The organism is Actinoplanes palleronii, from assembly GCF_016862315.1.
Lineage (GTDB): Bacteria > Actinomycetota > Actinomycetes > Mycobacteriales > Micromonosporaceae > Actinoplanes > Actinoplanes palleronii.
The window spans coordinates 15709-36441 of record NZ_BOMS01000030.1 but is presented as its reverse complement, the minus strand read 5'-3'; the positions used below and the strand labels follow the sequence as shown (position 1 = coordinate 36441).

The 20733-nt window shown below is 70.7% G+C and carries 17 protein-coding genes; 3 read left to right on the top strand and 14 right to left on the bottom strand.

Annotation, left to right across the window (positions count from 1 at the left end; genetic code table 11):
* Positions 1-503 (top strand): Rv3235 family protein (locus tag Apa02nite_RS11395; protein WP_203825023.1); only part of this gene is annotated, 503 nt, incomplete at its 5' end.
* A gap of 420 nt (positions 504-923) precedes the next feature.
* Here the strand turns inward: Apa02nite_RS11395 and secA are convergent.
* Complete coding sequence (gene secA, locus Apa02nite_RS11390; protein ID WP_203825022.1) at positions 924-3812, bottom strand: preprotein translocase subunit SecA; 2889 nt, start codon at positions 3810-3812, stop codon at positions 924-926.
* Positions 3813-3996: 184 nt separating this feature from the next.
* On the opposite strand from secA, the gene Apa02nite_RS11385 reads away from it, so the two are divergent.
* Positions 3997-5079, top strand: coding sequence for a GNAT family N-acetyltransferase (locus Apa02nite_RS11385; protein WP_203825021.1), 1083 nt, complete (start codon positions 3997-3999; stop codon positions 5077-5079).
* Here Apa02nite_RS11385 and hpf read toward each other — a convergent pair.
* From hpf to nfi, 13 genes are all read right to left on the bottom strand, one after another.
* On the bottom strand, positions 5063-5683 hold the full coding sequence (gene hpf, locus Apa02nite_RS11380) for a ribosome hibernation-promoting factor, HPF/YfiA family (protein ID WP_067688948.1): 621 nt from the start codon (positions 5681-5683) through the stop codon (positions 5063-5065). The genes Apa02nite_RS11385 and hpf overlap by 17 nt on opposite strands.
* A gap of 291 nt (positions 5684-5974) precedes the next feature.
* A complete protein-coding gene (locus tag Apa02nite_RS11375; protein ID WP_203825020.1) occupies positions 5975-6694 on the bottom strand; it encodes a ComF family protein in 720 nt (239 codons plus the stop codon).
* 22 nt (positions 6695-6716) lie between these two features.
* Entirely contained in the window at positions 6717-8555 is a 1839-nt protein-coding gene (locus tag Apa02nite_RS11370; protein ID WP_203825019.1) for an LpqB family beta-propeller domain-containing protein, read from the bottom strand.
* On the bottom strand, positions 8555-10213 hold the full coding sequence (gene mtrB / locus Apa02nite_RS11365) for an MtrAB system histidine kinase MtrB (protein ID WP_083971192.1): 1659 nt from the start codon (positions 10211-10213) through the stop codon (positions 8555-8557). The genes Apa02nite_RS11370 and mtrB overlap by 1 nt, the downstream gene beginning before the upstream one ends.
* Positions 10214-10242: 29 nt before the next feature.
* The gene (gene mtrA, locus Apa02nite_RS11360) at positions 10243-10932 is read right to left on the bottom strand and encodes an MtrAB system response regulator MtrA (RefSeq protein ID WP_067688939.1); all 690 of its coding nucleotides are present in this window, start codon (positions 10930-10932) and stop codon (positions 10243-10245) included.
* A gap of 184 nt (positions 10933-11116) precedes the next feature.
* Complete coding sequence (locus Apa02nite_RS11355; RefSeq protein WP_067689107.1) at positions 11117-11320, bottom strand: DUF397 domain-containing protein; 204 nt, start codon at positions 11318-11320, stop codon at positions 11117-11119.
* Positions 11321-11372: 52 nt separating this feature from the next.
* Positions 11373-12224 carry a helix-turn-helix domain-containing protein gene (locus Apa02nite_RS11350; protein ID WP_067688935.1) on the bottom strand — a complete coding sequence of 284 codons (852 nt, stop codon included), beginning with the start codon at positions 12222-12224 and terminating at the stop codon, positions 11373-11375.
* 1410 nt (positions 12225-13634) lie between these two features.
* On the bottom strand, positions 13635-14813 hold the full coding sequence (gene manA, locus Apa02nite_RS11345; RefSeq protein ID WP_203825025.1) for a mannose-6-phosphate isomerase, class I: 1179 nt from the start codon (positions 14811-14813) through the stop codon (positions 13635-13637).
* 27 nt (positions 14814-14840) lie between these two features.
* Positions 14841-15803 (bottom strand): cation diffusion facilitator family transporter, encoded by a 963-nt coding sequence (locus tag Apa02nite_RS11340; protein ID WP_203825018.1) that lies wholly within the window; start codon positions 15801-15803, stop codon positions 14841-14843.
* Positions 15800-17023 carry an SIS domain-containing protein gene (locus tag Apa02nite_RS11335; RefSeq protein ID WP_067688925.1) on the bottom strand — a complete coding sequence of 408 codons (1224 nt, stop codon included), beginning with the start codon at positions 17021-17023 and terminating at the stop codon, positions 15800-15802. Before Apa02nite_RS11335 ends, Apa02nite_RS11340 begins: the two co-directional genes overlap by 4 nt.
* Complete coding sequence (locus tag Apa02nite_RS11330; RefSeq protein WP_067688922.1) at positions 17023-17226, bottom strand: Trm112 family protein; 204 nt, start codon at positions 17224-17226, stop codon at positions 17023-17025. The genes Apa02nite_RS11335 and Apa02nite_RS11330 overlap by 1 nt, the downstream gene beginning before the upstream one ends.
* 44 nt (positions 17227-17270) lie before the next feature.
* Positions 17271-18650, bottom strand: coding sequence for a phosphomannomutase/phosphoglucomutase (locus tag Apa02nite_RS11325; protein ID WP_203825017.1), 1380 nt, complete (start codon positions 18648-18650; stop codon positions 17271-17273).
* An 82-nt stretch (positions 18651-18732) separates the two neighbouring features.
* Positions 18733-19386, bottom strand: a complete 654-nt coding sequence (gene nfi, locus Apa02nite_RS11320) for a deoxyribonuclease V (protein ID WP_203825016.1) — start codon at positions 19384-19386, stop codon at positions 18733-18735.
* Between the two features lie 70 nt (positions 19387-19456).
* Between nfi and Apa02nite_RS11315 the strand changes: the two genes are divergently transcribed.
* On the top strand, positions 19457-20710 hold the full coding sequence (locus Apa02nite_RS11315) for a sigma-54-dependent transcriptional regulator family protein (RefSeq protein ID WP_203825015.1): 1254 nt from the start codon (positions 19457-19459) through the stop codon (positions 20708-20710).
* Positions 20711-20733 lie beyond the last annotated feature (23 nt).

The following is a 20733-nucleotide window of genomic DNA, read 5'->3' as shown; positions in this document are numbered from 1 at the left end:
CTGCTCTGTCCGGCCCGGCTGCTCTGTCCGGCCCGGCTGCTCTGTCCGGCCCGGCTGCTCTGTCCGGCCCGGCTGCTCTGTCCGGCCCGGGCGGCGCTTCTGACCCGGGGCCCGGTGCGGCGCCGGTGGTGGCGGGGGCTTCCGGGGACGCGAGGCTGGCGGTGAAGCGGTTCTTGCGCCTGTGCGTCGAGGTGTTCAACGGCTATCGGCCGCCCGCGCACCTGCGGCGGCTGGCACGGCCGGCCGACGCCGCCGAGGTGGTGGCCCAGGGGCTCGTCGGCGCACGCCGGATCGCCGAGCTGCGGCGCCCGCGCCGGCCCGGTGACCGGCGGCCCAAACACACCACGCCGGTCGCCGTGCGCCGGGTGTATCTCTGCGAGCCACGATCCGGAGCGGTCGAGGTCGCGGTCGCCCTGGTCACCGGGGAGCGCACCTGGGCGATGGCGCTGCGCCTGGAATTGCATCAGGACACCTGGTGCGCCACCACGCTCCGGCTGATCTGAACCCCGGCCCGAAGCCCGGACCGAAGCCTGACCCGAGGCCCGGCCCCAAGCCCGGACCGAAGCCTGACCCGAGGCCCGGCCCGAAGCCCGGACCGAAGCCTGACCTCGAGTGTCATCTGATCGCAGGGCCGGCCCCGGGGCGTCCACTGAGCAACGCAGGCGGTGGCCGTCCTGGGTTCCACCCGCCCCGGTCGGCACCGGCCATCGCGGCCCGGCGGGCACGGCACGGTCGCGGCCCAGCGGGACCGTGCCGTGCCGCGGCCCAGCAGGGACCGTGCCATGCCGCAGCCCGGCGGGACCGTGCCGTGCCGCGGCCCGGCGGGGTCGGCACGGCATCACGCCGGCCGGGGAAACAGCGCCGCCCAGCGCCGCGGGCCATTGCTGGGCCGTGGGCTGGGCGGCGGTGAAGACCGCTGACGGTCAGGGAGTGCCGGGCGCGCCGTGGCAGCGCTTGTACTTCTTGCCCGAGCCGCAATAGCACGGCGCGTTGCGGGACGGGCCGTTCGACTCGGCGGCGTGGCTCGACGCGCCACGGCCGGCGCTGGTGTGCGCCGGGTTCGCCGGGACCGGCGTGCCGCTGGGGCCGAACGCGACCGGGGGCTCCGGACGCTGCTGGACCGCCGGGCCGTCGCCCGCGTCGCCGTCGATGGCCGGCGCGGTGTACTGCAGGTTCTGCGGACGGTTGCCGCCGCCGAGGCCCTTGGCGCGCACCTCGACGTGCTCGTGCGGCTCGTCGTCCTCGTCGGCCTTGGGCAGCGCGTAGGCCTGCGACGGGTCGACGGTGATGGTGGGCTGCTCCTCGACCTGAACCTCCAGGTTGAAGACGAAGCCGACGGCCTCCTCCTTGATGCCGTCCATCATCTGGTTGAACATGTCGAAGCCCTCGCGCTGGTACTCGACCACCGGGTCGCGCTGCGCGTACGCCCGCAGGCTGATGCCCTCCTGCAGGTAGTCCATCTCGTAGAGGTGCTCGCGCCACTTGCGGTCGATCACCGCGAGCAGCACCTGCCGCTCCAGCTCCCGGACCGCCTCGGTGCCCAGCTCCTCCTCGCGGGCCGCGTAGGCGGCCTGCGCGTCCTTCTTGAGCTGCTCGACGAGGTATTCCTGGTCGATCGCGTTGCGCTCGCCGCCGGACTCCTCGATCACGTCCTCGATGGTCAGGGTGACCGGGAAGAGACGCTTCAGGTTGGTCCAGAGCTGCTCGAGGTCCCACTCCTCGGCGTACCCGTCGGCGGTGGCGACCGTGACGATGTCCGTGATCGTGTCGTCGATCATGTGGGTGACCTGGTCGTGCATGTCCTCGCCGTCGAGCACGCGCTTGCGCTCGGCGTAGACGACCTGCCGCTGCTTGTTCATCACCTCGTCGTACTTCAGCACGTTCTTCCGGATCTCGGCGTTCTGCGCCTCGATCTGGGTCTGCGCGCTGCGGATCTGCCGGCTGACCATCTTCGACTCGATCGGCACATCGTCCGGGATGTTGAAGCGCTCCATGACCGCCTCGACCGCACCGGCGCGGAACCGCTTCATCAGGTCGTCCTGCAGCGAGAGGTAGAACCGGGACTCGCCCGGGTCACCCTGCCGGCCGGACCGGCCGCGGAGCTGGTTGTCGATCCGGCGGGAGTCGTGCCGCTCGGTGCCCAGGACGTAGAGACCGCCGGCGGCCGTCACCTCGGCGGCTTCCGCCTCACAGGCCTCCTTGACGGTCGGCATGACCTCTTCGAGGGCCTTCGCGTACTCCTCCGGGTTTTCCGCCGGGTCGAGACCGCGCTGGGTCAGCTCGGAGGCGGCGAGGAAGTCCGGGTTGCCGCCGAGCAGGATGTCGGTGCCACGGCCGGCCATGTTGGTGGCCACCGTGACGCCGCCCTTGCGGCCGGCCTGCGCGATGATCGTGGCTTCCTGCGCGTGGAACTTCGCGTTCAGCACGCTGTGCGGGATGCCGCGGCGGCGCAGCAGGGTGGAGAGGATCTCCGAGTTCTCCACCGAGACCGTGCCGACCAGCACCGGCTGGCCGGTGGCGTGCCGCTCGGCGATGTCCTCGATGACCGCCTCGAACTTGGCCTTCTCGGTCTTGTAGATCACGTCCGGGTGGTCGATGCGGATCATCGGGCGGTGCGTCGGGATGGACACGACGCCGACCTTGTAGACGCTGTTGAACTCGCCGGCCTCGGTCTGCGCCGTACCGGTCATGCCGCCGAGCTTGCTGTAGAGGCGGAAGAAGTTCTGCAGGGTGACCGTCGCCAGGGTCTGGTTCTCCTGCTTGACCTCCACACCCTCCTTCGCCTCGATGGCCTGGTGCATGCCCTCGTTGTAACGCCGGCCGTGCAGGATGCGGCCAGTGAACTCGTCGACGATCAGGACTTCGCCCTCGGGGCTGACGATGTAGTCCTTGTCGCGCTTGTACAGCTCCTTGGCCTTGACGGCGTTGTTCAGGTAGCCGACCAGCGGGGTGTTCACCGACTCGTACAGGTTGTCGATGCCGATCCGGTCCTCGACCTTGCTGACACCGCGCTCGTTGATCGCGATGGTGCGCTTGGCCTCGTCGACCTCGTAGTCGCCCTCGCCGTCCTTGCCCTTCTGCAGGCGGTTGACGATCGCGGCGAACTCCCCGTACCACCGGGCGGAGTGCTCGGCCGGGCCGGAGATGATCAGCGGGGTCCGTGCCTCGTCGATGAGGATCGAGTCCACCTCGTCGACGATCGCGAAGTTGTGGCCGCGCTGCACCAGCTCGTCCCTCGACCACGCCATGTTGTCGCGCAGGTAGTCGAAGCCGAACTCGTTGTTCGTCCCGTACGTGATGTCGCACTGGTAGGCCGCGCGGTGCTCGGCGGCCGGCCGGTTCGGCAGGATCACGCCCACGCTCAGGCCGAGGAAGCCGTGCACCCGGCCCACCCACTCGGCGTCACGCTGGGCGAGGTAGTCGTTCACCGTGATGATGTGCACGCCCTCGCCGCTCAACGCGTTGAGGTAGGCGGGGAACACACCGGTCAGGGTCTTGCCCTCACCGGTCTTCATCTCCGGGATGTTGCCGAAGTGCAGCGCGGCGCCGCCCATCAGCTGGACGTCGTACGCCCGCTGACCGAGCACGCGCTTCGCGCCCTCGCGGGCCACCGCGAACGCCTCGGGGAGCAGCGAGTCGAGTGTCTCGCCCTCCTGATAACGCTCCTTGAACTGCTCGGTGCACTCGCGCAACTCGTCGTCGGTGAGATCGACGTAGTCGTTCTCGATCGAGTTGACCGCGTCAGCGATCGCCTTGAGCCGGCGGACCATGCGACCTTCGCCGGCACGGAGGATCTTTTCAAATATCGACACGGGTCAGCGCTCCCCTAGACAGTCTGCCGAACCATCGTAGGCACCTTCTCCCGGAGCCTGTGACCCGAGCCTCCCGTGAACCTCGCAAAAGACCCGAAACGGTGCAGGAAGTTCGCTGACAGCGCAGCACCCGAGCGTCCGAATCACGTTTCGCGCCCGGGCGAGTCTGCGGAAGGATGTTCCCGTGGAACAGGACAACGGGGTGACACTGCGCGCCCGCGGCTCGCGGGACGAGGCGATCGTGGACGCGGCACGCGACGATCAACGCGGGCGCCGGTTCCTGCCGCGTCTGACGGCCGCGAGCAGCGATTATTCGTACGCCATAGTCGCCGAAGGCGCCGGAGACCCGGTCGGCGGCATCGATCTGGACCACCTTCTGCCTGGTCGTGGCACTGCCGAGGCCCGGTTCTGGGTCGGCCCGCGGGATCGGCGCCGCGGGATCGCGACCGCCGCGCTGCGCACCCTGAGCGAGCGGGTCTTCACCGGCGCGCCCGGGACGCCCCGGCTGCAGCGGCTCGAGCTGTTGATCCACCGGGACAACCCGGTGGCGCAGCGGGTCGCGCTGGCCGCCGGTTTCACCCGGGAGGGCGACCGACGTGGCGCGCTGCCGAACCTGACCGGCGGATTCGACGACGTGCTGGTCTACTCCCGGCTGGCCAGTGACTCCGGTGAGCCGGCCGAACGGCTGCTGCCCGACCTGCCCGGCGGCGAGCTCACCGACGGCGTGGTGACGCTGCGCCCGCTCGGCGAGGACGACGTGCCGTTCTACACCGAGTTGCACAATGTGCCGGATGTGATGGCCTCCGCCGTGCCGCCCACCCCGCCACACCCGGCGGAGGTGCGCCGGCGCTGCTTCTGGGCGGCGTCGCACTGGCTGGCCGGCAGCCGGGCCGACATGATCGTGGCGGACGCGGTGACCGGCGCGCCGGCCGGCGAGATCTCGCTGTACTACCAGGAGCCGCCGACCGGTCAGGCCATGATCGGGTACAGCATGCTGCCGGAACACCGCGGGCGCGGGCTGATGACCCGGGCCGCGCAGCTGATCGGCCTGTGGGCCTTCGCGGAGACCGGCATCGCCCGGTTGATCGCCGGCACGTTCCCGGACAACCTGGGCTCGCAACGGGTGCTGGAGAAAGCCGGTTTCCACCAGGAGGCGTTGCTGCGCTCCCGGCTGGCCGGCACCCGTCACGACGACCTGCAGTACGTGTTGCTCGCCGAAGACCTGCTCGCGCAGGCCTCCGGCGGGGAACTCACCCAGCCAGGCTGAGAATGCCGTAGTCGTAGCCTCGACGGCGGTAGACGACGCTGGGGCGGCCGCTCTCCTTGTCCTGGAACAGGTAGAAGTCGTGCCCCACGAGTTCCATCTGGAAGAGCGCGTCGTCGACGGTCATCGGCTCGCCGGAGTGCTCCTTCTCGCGAACGATGGCCCACGGCTGATTCTCATCGTGCTCGGCCAGGTTTTCCTCGACCTCTGGCTCGGCGGTCAGCGTGGCGGTTCCACCCCTGGTCAGGTCGGTGGGGAGGTTCGCGGTGGCGGCGGCGACCGAGATCGGTGCGTGCCGTCCTCGATGGACGCGGCGCCGGTCGGCGGAACGGCGCAACCGGGCGTCCAGCTTGTTTATGGCGCAGTCCAGAGCTGCGTAGAAATCCTGTGCCTGAGCTTCGGCGCGGACCACCGGGCCCTTGGTGCTGACGGTGATCTCGACTCGCTGGCAGGTGTCTGCTTGACGCGGGTTCCGTTCGTGGAACAGCTCTACGTCGACCCTCATCAGCTTCTGGTCGTACCGCTCGACCTTGCTCAGTTTCTCTGCGACATGCTCGCGATAGTGGTCGGGAACCTCTACGTTGCGGCCCTTGACGACAATGTCCACTCGTGACCTCCCCCAACGTGACAAACATGGTGGGGCACCGGTTAGCCGGCGCATCGTGTTGCTTGAGAAGGACGCCGCGCCCCTGAACGGACGGCGCGACAGACGTAGTGAGACGACTCCTTTCCGGTGCGGCGGAAAGCGCTAGCCCGATCACCAGATGTGGTGGGTAAGTTGATGAACCCTACCCTCGTCACCTAGACGCTAACCCGCAGATCCCTGCACGTCACCCCTCGTTGGGGAACCCGGATGGCTGACGTTCGCCTCTATCGGCAAACCCGGGGTGACATGAAGTCAAATCCCCGGACAGATGCGGCGCAGTTGTGTCGCTGCCAAGACTGCGGCGCCGGTGACCTGCATGTCCGCCTCCTCTAGACGACGTACCGCGGCGGCCAACGTGGCCCCCGTGGTGACGATGTCGTCCGCTATCACCAGCGTGCTCCTCGGCGCGCCGCCGCGCCGCAGAACGCTGATTCGAGCCGGATTGATTCGCAGTGAATTGACAGCCGCCGTAGACCTTGCGGCAGCGTCCAGTGACGTTGAGTCAGGCCTCGGCAGCGCCCGCAACGGCTGGTCCGCCCGGGCCGTCCAACCGGCCGCGCGCAGCCGCTGGACCGCGTGGGTGGTCAACCGGGTCATGTGGTCGCCGTACCGCTCCCGGCGGGCCGCGCGGGTGGACGGGACCGGGACGATCAGAACCGGACGGCCGGGCGGCGCGAGGGCCGCGACCGCACCGGCCAGCAACGCGCCGAGAGGCCGCGCGAGTCGATGCCGGCCCTTTTCCTTGTACGCGAGCAGCGCACCGCGCAGCGCCCCCGCGTACGGGCCCACCGCCACGCAGGCCGGGAACCCGGGCGGCGGCGGGCTCGGCGCCGCCCGGTGCGGTCGCAGGCCCTCCAGCTCGGCCACGCAGGCCGGGCAGGCGCCGTTGCGCAGCCGGACCCGGTCCGCGCCGCAGCCCACGCAGGCGCCCGGCAGCACCAGGTCGGCGAGGTCACCGAACACACTGGTCATGCCGATCCGGTCATTCCAGGCGTCATTCCAGATAGAAGGGCGCGGTCGGCACCATCCCGGCGGGCTGGTTGCCGGGTGGCCCGGCCAGCTTGTCGACACCGATCGGTCCGGCCGTCGACAGCACCTCCCACGCCTTGTCCTCGGCGGTGTACGAGATCGCCAGGGAGAACGCCCGCCCGGTCAGCGGGCTCGCGTCCTTCGGGTTGGCCGGGTAGACGCTCAGCGCGGTCACCGGCTTGTCGCCGAGGTCGGACAGCCGGGGCGACTGCAGCGCGCCGTCGATCGACACGTCCACGATCGTCACCCGGAGATCCTTGGAACGCAGGCCGGCCACGGTCAGCCAGCCCTCGCTGTTGAAGCCGACGGCGGTCACCGACGACAGGTCGGCCGGCCGGATCTGCTGCGGTGTGCCCAGCGCCGGGGTGTCCCCGCTGGTGCTGAGCGACGCGCGGTACAGCTTGCCGTCGACCACCAGGGCCATCCGGCGGCCGTCCGGCGCCACCGCGACCGAAGTGATCTTGGTGCCGGGTCCGGTCCAGGGGATCTGCTGCGCGGCGCCCTTGCCGCTCGGGAACGAGTACAGATGGCCGTTCGCGGCGATCAGCCCGATCGCGTCGTCCGCCGCGTCCCCGGTGATCGCCCAGGTCGGCGGGCCGAGCGAGCCGGACAGGCCGCTGATCGGCTGCAGCGGGACCTGCTGGCCGAGCGGGCCGCCGGCCACCCGCAGCGCCTGGTTCTTGCCGTCCTTGACGACCACGGCGGCGAACGCGTACTGCGCCGAGGTGCTGATCCCGGCGGACTGGATGTCCTTGTTCTCGTCCGGGTCCAGCACCGGCACGGCCTCGACCGACTTGGGCGTACCGGTGATCCGGCGGATCTTGCCGCCGTAGATCACGAAGCGTTCCGGATCGGCGACCAGCCGGTCCGCGGGGTTGCTCGACAGGTAGTCGTTGCCGGAATACGCCTGGGAGTCCTGGTGGCCGATCTTCAGGTCCAGCTCGCCGGGCAGCAGCGGCCGCAACGACCACTGCAGCTGCCGGCGCAGCCGGTCCAGGGCCAGCGCGGCGTCGGTGGACGGCAGCGGCCCGCTCAGGTTGACCTGCAGCCGGTTCTCGCTGACCGCCGGCACCTTACCGTTCAGCGCGGTGCCCTCGGGCAGGTCGGAGACCGACAGCCAGGGCGCCGGGCCGTTCAGCAGCCAGGTCAGGATCGCGTTCGGCCGCTGCTCGGGCGGCACCGCCTTCGGCATGTACCGCACGTCCGGCACCAGCGCCGTGTAGTCGGTGTTCCAGAAGTAGATGGCCTGCTGCTCGTAGAAGCGGTCCAGCGCGGCATCGCTGATCAACAGGGCCGGCGGCGCCTCGGTGATGAAGTAGCCGTCCTTGCCGGGCATCGTGCCGACGCGGATCTCGTAGGTGTCCCGGCGGATCTCGGTGGCCGGCTCCAGCAGGCCGAACTTGTCCAGCGTGCCGACCTGCTCGTAGGTCAGACCGACGACGTCCTGCCCCGGGGTGTTCAGCGGGGTCTCCACCAGGCGGATCACCCGCAGCGCGGTGCCGGTGGGTTTGAACGCGCGGGCCGCCTCGGGAGTCATGAACTTGCGGGCCCGGGCCAGCGCGGACTCCGGATCCCCGGCCGCGGCCTTCAGATAGTTCTCGACGAACAGCGCCCGGTCGTTGAGGACGTCCTCCCGGCTGACCTCGCCCGGCGCGCGGTCGTCACCGGAACTTATCCCGGTCGACGGGCCGGGCCCGACGTCCTTCACCCCGGTGGCGTCCGGTATCCCGCAGCCCGCGGTCAGCAACGCCACCAGCGCGACGACGGCCGGCAGTGTGATCGGGCCGGTGGTCCGTAGGCGCATCAGCTCACCTCCGCAGTACGGTCCCGGGGGATCAACGGCAGCGGAGCGGCGACCAGCCGGTCACCGGCCCGGACCGGCAGGGTGAGACGGAACTGGGCACCCTCCCCGGGCGCGCCCCACGCTTCCAGCCAGCCACCGTGCAGCCGGGCGTCCTCCGCGCTGATCGACAGGCCCAGGCCGGTACCGCCGGTCTGCCGGGCCCGGGACGGGTCTGCCCGCCAGAACCGGTTGAAGACCAGGCGTTCCTCGCCGGGTTTGAGTCCGATGCCGTGGTCCCGCACGGTGATCGCGACCGCGGCGTCGTCAGTGGTCATGGTGATCTGCACCGGCTTGGCCTCGCCGTGCTCGACCGCGTTGCCGACCAGGTTGCGCAGCACCCGCTCGACCCGGCGCGGATCCACCTCGGCGATCACCGGCGAGTCCGGCAGGCGCAGCTCCAGCGTGACGCCGACCCGCTCGGCCAGCCCGGTGAGCCGCTCGGCGACCCGCTGCACGATCGGGACCAGGTCGGTGTGCTCGGAGTCCAGCGCGGCGAACCCGGCGTCGAACCGGCTGATCTCCAGCAGGTCGGTGAGCAGGTCCTCGAACCGGTCCAGCTCGGCCTGCAGCAGCTCTGCGCTGCGCGCCACCGCCGGGTCGAAGTCCTCGCGCTCCGAGAAGATCAGGTCGGCGGCCATCCGGACCGTGGTCAGCGGGGTGCGCAGCTCGTGCGAGACGTCCGAGGTGAACCGCCGCTGCAGCCGGGACATCTCCTCCAGCCGGACGATCTGCCGCTGCAGGTTCGCCGCCATCTGGTTGAACGCCGCGGCGAGCAGGGCCAGGTCGTCCTCGCCCTCCACCTTCATCCGCTGGTCCAGCAGACCGGCCGAGAGCCGCTGGGCGGTCCGCGCGGCCACCCGGACCGGGGTGACCACCAGCCGGGTGACCAGCCCGGCCACCACGCCGAGCAGGATCACCAGGGCCGAACCGGTGATCAGCACGGTGGTCCGGATCTGGTTGGCCGCGCTGACCTCGGTGGTCAGCGGAACCATGTAGTAGAGCTCGACGTGCCCGAACTTGGACGGCACCGGCGAGCCGTAGACCAGGTATTTCGCCGTGGTGCCACCGATGTCGGCGGTCCGGATCTGCTGGGCCACCCGCGCGTTGTCGGCGACCTCGTGGATCAGCTCCGGGGTGATCAGCTGCCGGGTGTCGACAGCGGGCACGGTCTGCGGGGCGAGCTCGGGGTACTGCGCGGCGTAGTGCTCGGCGCGCATCGACACCAGGGTGCCGCCGTCGCCGGCCTGGTCACCGTCGTAGAGCTCGTTGATGGTCTCGCTGATCGTGCCGGGCAGCTGCGGGTCGTACGCCTGCGGGTACAGCGTGAGCTGCTGCGACGCCCAGACCACCTTGCGTTCCAGGGACGCCGCGACCTCGGCCTCCGCACGGTTCAGCAGGATGTCGGCGCTGCGCCAGGCGATGAACCAGCCGAACGTGCCGACCAGCAGGCTGGACGCGATGAGGGTCAGCGTCACCACCCGGACCTGCAGCGAGCGGCGCCAGGAGCGGCGCACCGGCGAGGTGTGCTTCCCCAGCCGGAACGCGACCACGCGCCAGTAGCGCCGCACCACCCGCAGGGCGCGGCGCACGGGCAGGGGAAGCCAAGCCGGAGCACGCATAACGCGGCAACATTAGCCGCTGGCGGCGACTAGCCGGTGCCCGCCTTGTAGCCGACACCACGAACCGTCAGGATGATCTCCGGTCGCTCCGGGTCCGGCTCGATCTTCGCGCGCAGTCGCTGGACGTGCACGTTGACCAGCCGGGTGTCCGCGGCGTGCCGGTAACCCCAGACCTGCTCGAGCAGAACCTCGCGGGTGAACACCTGGCGCGGCTTGCGGGCCAGGGCCACCAGCAGGTCGAACTCCAGCGGCGTGAGCTTGACCTCTTCGCCGTCCCGGGACACGGTGTGCGCCGGCACGTCGATGTTGATCTGGTTGCCGGGCGGCCCGATGGTGAGCGTCTCCGGCGCGGCGTCCTCGCCCCGGCGCAGGCGGGCCCGCATCCGGGCGACCAGCTCCTTGGGCTTGAACGGCTTGACCACGTAGTCGTCGGCGCCGGACTCCAGGCCCAGCACCACGTCGACGGTGTCGCTCTTCGCGGTGAGCATGACGATCGGAATCCCCGACTCGGCGCGAATCGCGCGCGCGACGTCGATGCCGCTCATCCCCGGGAGCATCAGATCCAGCAGGACGATGTCCGGGCGACTCTCCCGGAAAGCGGCGAGCGCGCGTTCGCCGTCCGCGACGAACGAGGGCAGGAATCCCTCACTGCGCAGGACGATGCCGAGCATCTCGGCCAACGCGGGATCGTCGTCGACGACCAGTACCCGGGCTCTCATGCGGTCCAATATTGCACTGTCCTCCCGGCCCCCGCGCCACCCGGGGGGCGATCTTGCCCGGCAGCCTACGCGAAAAGGCACTCCGCCCAGAAGGCGTCACGACCGGAAAACCCTCGGTGAGGACATGAAAACGGGCGGTCCCGGTCCGGGACCGCCCGCGGCGCGCACATACGACAACCCGGTGTTACGCGCTGGGCAGGTCGAACTCTCCTGCTCGAACTCCGGCGATGAATCCGGTCCAGTCCCGCGTGTCGAAGCTGAGCACGGGTCCGGTGGCGTCCTTCGAGTCGCGCACCAGCACCGCTGCCGGCGCGTTGGCGACCTCGACACAATGCCCAGCAGCGCCACTCCGGCTGCTCTTACGCCAAGTGATCGTGGCGTCCTGCATGGTTTCTCCTTCCAATGGAATTCGCATCACCATTGGACCCCACAGCAGAGGCTCACCGAGCCAATCGATCCCTCGTCTCAGCGATGACCGTTCGGCTCGCTTCTTTCGACAAAGCGCGTTCCCGCAGGTCATCGAAGGCGTCTTGGTATACCTCGAGCTCCTCCGGCTTCACTCGGAAGTGACCACCGGTCAGCCCTTCCGAGTGGACCACCGGGTTCCGGGTACCCTCCGCGAACTCCAGCACCAGAAACGATTCAGTCAGACCGGCGTGCGCCCCCGCCGCGAACGGCAGGATCAGCACTTCCACACCCGGCAGCTCGGCGCCGTCGAGCAGCCGCTCCAGCTGCCGGATCAGCACCTGCCGGCCACCCACCTCGCGCAACAGGACGCCCTGGTCCAGGACGATGTCCAGGCGGGGCTCCGGGTCCTTGAGGAAGAACCGCTCCCGGCGCCCGGTCCGCACGCTGAGCCGCCGCTGGATGACGTCGCGGTCGCCGATGTCCGCACCGGTCTCGATCACCGCACGGGCGTACTCGTCGGTCTGCAGCAGACCCGGCATCACCTGGGCCTCCCACTCGGAGATCAGGGTGGCGTCCGCCTCCAGCGCCAGGTACTCGTCGTAGGGGTCCGGCACGGATGACCGGTAAGGGGCCCACCAGGCCCGGGCCCGGCCCTGGTGGGCCAGGTCGCGCAGGCGGCCGCGTTCCTCGACGCGGACCCCGTACAGGGTGAGCAGGCGGTCCAGGTCCGCCTCGGTGATCCCGGTGTGCGCCGTCTCGATCCGGCTCAGCTTCGACTCGGACCAGCCCAGTGCGGTGGCCACGTCCACCGCACGGCGCTCGCCACGGAGCCGGCGCAATTCGCCGCCGAGTTCCCGGCGTGCTGTCGATGTCGGCCTCGCCACGGAGCCACCATATCGGCGTATCAATGGCCGATTGCAACTTGCAACGCGGATCAGTAAGGAAAGCACTCGACTTGTCCGTTCCGGCTCTCCCGCAGGCACACGTGTCTCCGCGGTGACGACCGTCGTCGTTCCGAGGTGACGGGCGCCGCCTTTCCGCAATATCGGTGCAGGTGGGGGGCTTGCGGGCGGTCGCAGGGCGCGACTTCTGACCGAATGTCGCCGGGGGCGGCGAGGGCCGGTCGCGGGATGATCCAGTGTCGGAGTAGTCACACGTATAGGTGACCGTCCGACTCCGCCGGGTCACCGCCCCGAAAGCCGACTCCGGCGGGCGGGTCGCGGGGTTGATCCGGTAGGCCCGCTTCATGGCGGTTCCGGAACCGGGCGGCGGTCCGGGGCCGCGATCGCGGTCTCGCGGCGGGTCCGCAGTGTGGTCGCGGTCACCGCCCTGGGCGCCGGGAGTTTCCGGAGGCTCCGGGAAAAGGGCGGCGAGGCCGCCAGGAATCAATTCACAACCAACCGCTTCGGTACGGGTGGGCAGCCCGGTAGTCACGTTTCGGGATTGGCCGGCGATGGCGGTGGGGCGCGGATTCTCAGCGGCTATCGAACCCATCCGCCGAGCCCGATGCAATCCGGCCGGAATGGCGACGACACCGCTCTACCGAACAGCGAGCGACCCGGTTGCGGCGCGGATCAGGCAGAAGCGGCGAGGGCGTTTCGCGGGAGTCGCGCGGAGTCCGGTGCGGGGTGGTGCGGTCCGGGGTGGTGCGGCGTGACGGCGCGCGGCGTCGCGTCGCGCGGCGTGACGGCGCCTGGCGGCGCCTGGCGGCGCGTCGTGCGGCGTGGCGGCGCGTGGCGCGGCTCGAACTGGGCGCGGATAGCGAACGGGGCGACAGGCCTAAGCCCGCCGCCCCGTTCATCCCCCCGGTTTGGTACCGCGCGCGTCCGTGGGACCCCCCGATCACCAATGACGCTGCGTGGTTATAGATTCACACTCCGCACATCCCATGTCAAGGCATTTCACGAAATTTCGGGCACTTTGCGTTCACCTTGGTGTCACTGAGCGTCCAGAACCCTCCCGAACACCACCCAACCCACCCCATCGCGCCGCCGCACGGCCAGTTCCGGCGCGCACCGCACCACAACTCCCCACACACGATGGCAGCAGACACTGCGTGGGGACTTTCGGCGCGCACCGCACCACAACTTCACACACACGACCGCGGCAGACACTGCGTGGGGACTTTCGGCGCGCACCGCACCACAACTTCACACACACGACCGCGACAGAGACTGCGCGGGGACTTTCGGCGCGCACCGCACCACAACTCCACACACGCACGGGTCGGCGGGGGTGGAGGGGAGGCGCGGGCCGGCGGGTCGGGACGGTCCGCGCCTCGGTGGGGCGGGTGGTCAGTCGGGGACTGCGGCGATGAACAGGGTGCCCAGTCCCGCGGCGGTCAGCGGGCCGCCAGCGGCCGGGGCGTAGGCCGCCGTCCCCGGAGACAGGGTCACCGGGATGCCGTGCTCCTCGCCGATGTGAACGTCTCCGGACGCGCCCAGGATGATCCGGGGGCCGGTGCCGGGGAGTTTCACCGGCGGGCGGCTCGAGGTGAGCTCCACCCGGTACATCTCGAAGTCCCGGACCGGCACCCGCCACGAGGTCACGCCCGGCGCGACCTCGGCGCCGTGCAGCAGCGGGTCCTCCAGGGTCTCGAAGCGCAGCACCTTGAGCAGCTCGTCGACGTCGACCCGTTTCGGGGTGAGCCCGCCGCGCAGCACGTTGTCGCTGGCCGCCATCAACTCGACGCCCAGGCCGTGCAGGTAGGCGTGCAGGTTGCCGGCCGGCATCCAGATCGCCTCGCCGGGGGCCAGGTGCACCAGGTTCAGCAGCAGCGCGACCAGCACGCCGGGGTCGCCGGGGTAGTGACCGGCCAGGTCGATCGCGAGCCGGAAGGACTCCTCGTGCTGGTGGCCGGCCGGGATCGCGGCGGCCGCGGACGTCACCGCGTCGATCAGCGGGGTGCGGTCGTCGGCCGGCCAGGTGAGCAGCAGCCGGACCGCTTCGGAGAGGTCGCCGGAGCGCAGCACGGTGATCACCGGGGCGAGCTGCGGCAGGTTCAGCTCCGCGAGCACCAGGGCGGAGACCTCGGCCGGGCGGAAACCACAGAGCGCGTCGAACGGGGTCAGCGCGACAAGCATCTCGGGCTTGTGGTTGGCGTCCGTGTAGTTCTTCGGCAGCGACGGGTCGGCGACCTGGCGGGCGAACGCCTCACCGGCGTACTTCAGGTCGGGGTGCGCCTGCAGGGAGAGCGGGGCGCCGGCGGCCAGGACCTTCATCAGGTACGGCAGGCGGTCGCCGAAACGTTCCGCGACACCGGCGCCGAGCTGAGCGGCCGGGTCGCCGTCGATCAGAGTGGTCAGGGTGACCGGGCCGTCCGGGCCCGGCACAGTGGACGGGTCACCCGGATGCGCGCCGAGCCACAGTTCCGCCTCCGGCCCCTCGGTGGGGGTGGGGCGGCCCTGCAGCTCGGCGATCGCGGTCCGGGATCCCCAGGCGTACGGGCGGATCACTCCGGTCAGCGGGTACACGGTCATACCCGGCAAATTAGCAGCTGGTCAGGCGGTCGCGGGCGGCGCTGCGGTTACCGCGTCGTCCGGCGTCCGCTGGGTGCGGAAGATGTCCGGTTCGATGTAGATCACCCGGGCGATCGGGACCGCCTCGCGGATCCGCGACTCGGTCTCGTCGATGTGCCGGGCCACCTCTTCGGCGTTCTCCGACCGCGGCACCGCGATCTTCACGGCGACGAGCAGCTCCTCCGGGCCGAGGTGCAGCGTCTTCATGTGGATGATCCGCTCGATGCCGTCGCCGGCGAGCACGGCCCGCTCGATCTGGGTGACGGTCTCCGGGTTGGCGCCCTCACCGAGCAGCAGGCTCTTGGTCTCCACCGCGAGGATGGCCGCGATCGCCACCAGCAGGACACCGATCGCGCCGGTGCCGATGCCGTCCCAGACACCGTTGCCGGTGATCAGGGTCATCCCGACGCCGAACAGCGCGAGCACCAGCCCGACGAGCGCGCCGGCGTCCTCCAGCAGCACCACCGGCAGCTCCGGCGCCTTCGCCCGGCGCACGAAGTCCACCCACGAGGTGGTGCCCCGGGTGTGGTTGGACTCCTTGATCGCGGTCCGGAACGAGTAGGACTCCAGGGCGATCGCCACCACCAGGACGACGACCGGCACCCATTTCCACTCGGTGATCGGCTCGCGGTGCTGGATCTTGTGGTACGCCTCGTAGAGCGCGAACAGGCCACCCACGCTGAACAGCACGATCGAGACGATGAACGCGTAGATGTAGCGCTCCCGCCCGTACCCGAAAGGGTGTTCCGGGGTGGCTTTTTTCTTTGCCTGTCTGCCGCCGACCAGGAGCAGCAACTGATTGCCGGAGTCGGCCACCGAGTGGATCGCCTCGGCCAGCATCGACGACGAACCGGTCAGGAACCAGGCACCGAACTTGGTGGCCGCGATACCGAGGTTGGCACTCAGGGCCGCGATGATCGCCTTGGTGCCGCCCTCAGCGCTCACTGAAGTCCTTCAGGCATCGGGTTCGACAGCTCCTTCATCTCGCTGATCGCCGGAACGGCCATCGGGTCCAGCCCGTGCGCCAGGGCGAGGTACAGCGACGCGAAGTCGGGCACCGCGACGAGCGAGGCGAGCCGTTCCAGCGCCGAGCCGCCCTCGGCGGTGAGCACGTCGCAGCGTACGCCACGGCGATCGGCGAGCGTCTGGATGGCGTCCGCCCGGCGCTCCTCGACGGCGACCGGCTCGTCGGCGTCGTCCTCAGGGTTGAGCCCGCCGTCCCGGAGCACCACGAGGCGCAGCCGGGTCACGTTCTCCTCTTCCTCGTCCGGGTCGGCGAAGATGTCCCGCGTCGACTCGGCGAGCCCGCCGAACACGCCGTCCAGCAGGCCCACCCGGCCGCGGCCGGCCTCGCCCAGCGCGCCGGCCATCACGGGATACCGCGCGTTCGCGGCCAGGGTGTCGGCGAACCGCCGGGCCGCGACGGTGGCCAGCGGGGACGAACCCCAGATGACCGGGACCGAACCGGCCAGGCCGAGGGCGAGAGCCTTGGCCGGGTTGACGAACGAGTCGGCGTCCGGCCGGCAGCGCTCGGCGTCGGCGTCGAGCCGGGTCGCGGTCTCGGCGATGTCCGCCTCGGTGACCTTGACCAGGCCCAGCGCGCGGCCGGCCAGCAGCACCGGGACGGCCAGGCCCCAGAGCGTGGCGCGGGCCGGTGCGCGACGGGGCACACCGATGAACGGGGCCCGGGCGCGCTCGGCGATCGCCTGCAGCTCGGAGTCGGGGTTGCCGATGGCGACCAGGCGGGCGCCACGACGCGACGCCGCCTCGGCCGCGGCCAGCGCCTCGGGGCTGCGCCCGGAGGCCGAGACCGCGATCACCACGTCGGCGGCGCCGACCCAGCCGGGCACGCCGGCGCTGCGGTGCCCGATGATCGGAACCGGGCAGCGCGGGCCGGCGACGGTGGACAGGATGCTGCCGGTCAGGCCGGCCGTGCCGATGCCGGCGACGACGACCGCGCGCGGCCGCCCCTCGTCGATCAGCATGGTCAGGTCGACCTCGGCGGCCAGTGCCGCCGACTCGCGGACCTGGGCGCCGGCCGACGCGGTGGCCCGGAGCATGCCGCCCGGGTCGTTGCCGAGCATCGTCTTCTCGTTGTTGAGCAACGTCTCGTCGGCGACGCGGTGGCCGTTGACGCCGGCCCGGCCCTCAAGTGGGTTGACCATCAGTGCTCCCCCTCCACAGCGGTGCCCGCCGAACCCGGAAGCCGGGCCTCGTCGAGGAGGAGGATCGGGATGTCATCCCGGATCTCGAAGATCCGGCCGCACTCCGTGCACGTCAGCGTCTGACCACCGGTGTCGTACTCGAGAGGAGCGTGATGGGTGTCCGGGCAGGCCAGGATGTCCAGCAACTGCGGATCGAGCGCCACCGATCTACTCCTTTACGCGGCGGAAAGCGTGTGTCCCCGCGATCCTATCCGCGAACGATGGCGAGCACGTCGTCCCTGAGCGACGCCATCCGCGCGGCGTCCTGCGCTTCGACGTTCAGGCGCAGCAGCGGCTCGGTGTTCGAGGCGCGCAGGTTGAACCACGCACCGTCGCCGACCTGGAAGGTAAACCCGTCGAGGGTGTCCACATCGGCGTCCGGGAACGCGGCGCGGACCTCTTCGATCTTGGCGGGAACGTCGGCCACCGTGGAATTGATCTCACCTGACGCCGAGTACCGCTCGTACTCCGCGGCGAACTCGGACAGCGGCAGATCCTGCCCGCCGAGCGCGGCCAGCACGTGCATCCCGGCGAGCATGCCGGTGTCGGCGAACCAGAAGTCCCGGAAGTAGTAGTGCGCCGAGTGCTCGCCGCCGAAGACCGCGTTCGTCTCGGCCATCTCGGCCTTGATGAACGAGTGGCCGACCCGGCTGCGCACCGGCTTGCCGCCGAGCTCGTGGATGATCTCCGGCACCGCGGCCGAGGTGATCAGGTTGTGGATGATCACGCTGCCCGGGAACTTGGCCAGCTCACGCGCGGCCACCAGTGCGGTGATCGCGGACGGCGAGACCGGGTCGCCGTTCTCGTCGATCACGAAGCAGCGGTCCGCGTCGCCGTCGAACGCCAGGCCGATGTCGGCGCCCTGCTCGCGCACCGCGTTCTGCAGGTCGACCAGGTTCTTCGGATCCAGCGGGTTGGCCTCGTGGTTCGGGAACGAACCGTCCAGCTCGAAGAAGAGCGGCGCGATGGTCAGCGGCAGCGCGGGCAGCACCTGGTCACCGAGCACGGCCGGCACGGTGTACCCGCCCATCCCGTTGCCGGCGTCCACGATCACCTTGAGCGGGCGGATGCCGCTGAGGTCGACGAGCGAGCGCAGGTGCTCGGCGTACGCACCGAGCAGGTTGCGCTCCTCGACCCGGGACGGGCCGTCGGCCTCCGCGTTCAGGTCGCCGAGCAGCTTCTGGGCCCGCTGCCGGACCACGGCCAGGCCGCTGTCCTGACCGACCGGGCGCGCGCCCGAGCGGCACAGCTTGATCCCGTTGTACTGCGCCGGGTTGTGGCTCGCGGTGAACATCGCGCCGGGCAGGTTCAGCGACCCGGACGCGTAGTACAGCTGGTCGGTCGAGCCTAGCCCGATGTTGATCACACCGGCGCCGGCCGCGTTGACGCCCTGTGCGAACGCGGCGGCCAGACCCGGACCGGACTCGCGCATGTCGTGCGCGATCACGATCTGGTCGGGTTCGTCACCGGATTCCCGCAGCATCTCGACGAACGCCGTACCGATCACCCGGGCCACCGGCTCGTTGAACTGGTCCGGGACAACGCCCCGGACGTCGTACGCCTTGATGATCTGGGACAGATCCAGCACTGCTCACTCCTTCGAAAGCCCTGTTGGGGGGAGGGTATCGGAGCACCGGCCACGAAAAGGTTTTATCCCCGCGACCGGGCCGTTAACTGAGAAGATCACGACAAACACGGTCAGCTGCGCGGGTGGTCTCGGGCAGCCGGTACCTCGCGGCCAGCCGCAGGGTGAGCGCGCACGCGGTGTCCAGGTCGATCCGGTGCCCGACCGAGACGAAGACCGGCTTCACCCCGGTCTGGGTACGCAGCACCGCGCCGACCGTCTCACCGTCGTCCACCAGCGCCGATCGACTCCCCCGGCGCTCACCGACCGGTTCCCAGGCGCCGATCAGCCGGGTCTTGCCGACCCCGAACGACGGCAGGTCGGTGAGCACGCCCAGGTGCGCGGCGAGGCCGAACCGGCGCGGGTGGGCCAGTCCGTGACCGTCGCAGATCAGCACGTCCGGGCGTACGGTCAGCTTCTCCAGCGCCGCCATCAGGGCCGGGACTTCGCGGAAAGCGAACAGACCCGGCACGTACGGGAAGGCCGGGCGGCCGCGGATCACCGCGGTGTCGCGTACCGAAAGATCTTCGGTGTTCAGCACGACGACGGCCGCGCCCAGCCGGTCGCCGGAGTCGTCGTACGCGACGTCCAGGCCGGCCACGGTGGCCGGGGACGCCGGGCCGGGCGCTCTGACGACGCGGCCGCGCAGGAGGTCCTGCGCGGCGAGGGCTTCTTCTTCGGTACGGGGCCAGGGCTGCACGGGCCAGATCGTAGGGACTGTTGTCTCTTGTCGTGACGCGCGTCACGATGGGGGTCTGGAGGTGCTGCCGGTGAACCCCTGGCTTGCCCTGACCCCCGGTGACGACCCGGCCGAACGGATCCGGCAGGTCGGCCGTGCCCACGAACGGTTCGTGTCGCAGAACGAACGACCGCACCAGATGCGCTCGGTGGTGGCCGATTCCTGGGCCCGCTCGGCGGCCTTCATCGGCGCGGACAGCACCCCGCCCATCGACCTGTGCGACAACGAGCTGGAGGCGTACCGCGCGGCTCATCCGCTGTCCCGGGTGATGCCGATCTTCCGGGACCTGCTGGGTGGCCTGGCCGAGGACGGCGATCACATCCTGGCGGTCTGCGACGCGCACGGCCGGCTGCTCTGGGTCGAGGGCGACTCCGGCATGCTGTCCGGCGCGGCCTCGATGAACTTCGTGCCCGGCGCCCGCTGGGACGAGGCGCACGCCGGCACCAACGCTCCGGGCACCGCGCTCGCCGTCGACCACGCGCTGCAGATCTTCGCGACCGAGCACTTCAGCCGGCCGGTGCAGCGCTGGACGTGCACCGCCGCGCCGATCCACGACCCGGGCACCGGGCTGCTGCTCGGCGCGATCGACGTGACCGGCGGCGACCACCTGGCCAACCCGCACAGCCTGGCGCTGGTCCGGGCCACCGCGCTGGCCGCCGAGGCGTACCTCCGCGGTCTGACCCCGGTCCGGGACCGGCCGTCGGTCGCGGCACTCGGCCGGGACGAGGCCCTCCTCGCGTCCGGGACGGCCCGGACCAGGCTCGGCCGGCGGCACTCCGAGCTGCTGGTCCTGCTCACCACGCACCCGGAGGGGCGGACCGGCGACCAGCTGGCCGTCGACCTCTACGGCGACGACGTGAACCCGGTGACGGTGCGCGCCGAGCTGTCCCGGCTGCGCCGGATCCTCGGGCCTGAGCTGCTCGACTCGCGGCCCTACCGGCTGCGCGCCCAGCCGGCCACCGACTTCGGCACGGTGACCGACCTGCTGGGCCGCGGGCAGACCGCCGACGCGCTGGCCGCCTACCCGGGGCCGCTGCTGCCCGGCTCGGACGCGCCCGGGATCGTCCGGCTGCGCCGCATGATCGACAGCCGGCTGCGCGCCGCGATCCTGGCCGCCGGCGACCGGCGGCTGCTGCAGAGGTGGCTGGAGAGCCCGTGGGGAGCCGACGACCTGGAGCTCTGGGAGACGTACGCGTCGCTCGCGCCGGCCGACCGGGCCGCCGCGCGCCGGACCGCCGAGCTGACCCGCGAGTACGCGTGCAACGTTCCTGCAACGTATCCGTAACTAGCGTCCGGTCTCGAAGAGGG

What these genes read in the sequence shown, in the direction of transcription:
- Apa02nite_RS11355 (WP_067689107.1), bottom strand. Translation starts at nt 11,320, where the DNA reads ATGCAGGACGCCACGATCACTTGGCGTAAGAGCAGCCGGAGTGGCGCT.
- mtrA (WP_067688939.1), bottom strand. Translation starts at nt 10,932, where the DNA reads ATGAGAGCCCGGGTACTGGTCGTCGACGACGATCCCGCGTTGGCCGAG.
- Apa02nite_RS11370 (WP_203825019.1), bottom strand. Translation starts at nt 8,555, where the DNA reads ATGCGCCTACGGACCACCGGCCCGATCACACTGCCGGCCGTCGTCGCG.
- Apa02nite_RS11335 (WP_067688925.1), bottom strand. Translation starts at nt 17,023, where the DNA reads ATGGTCAACCCACTTGAGGGCCGGGCCGGCGTCAACGGCCACCGCGTC.
- Apa02nite_RS11375 (WP_203825020.1), bottom strand. Translation starts at nt 6,694, where the DNA reads ATGACCAGTGTGTTCGGTGACCTCGCCGACCTGGTGCTGCCGGGCGCC.
- mtrB (WP_083971192.1), bottom strand. Translation starts at nt 10,213, where the DNA reads ATGCGTGCTCCGGCTTGGCTTCCCCTGCCCGTGCGCCGCGCCCTGCGG.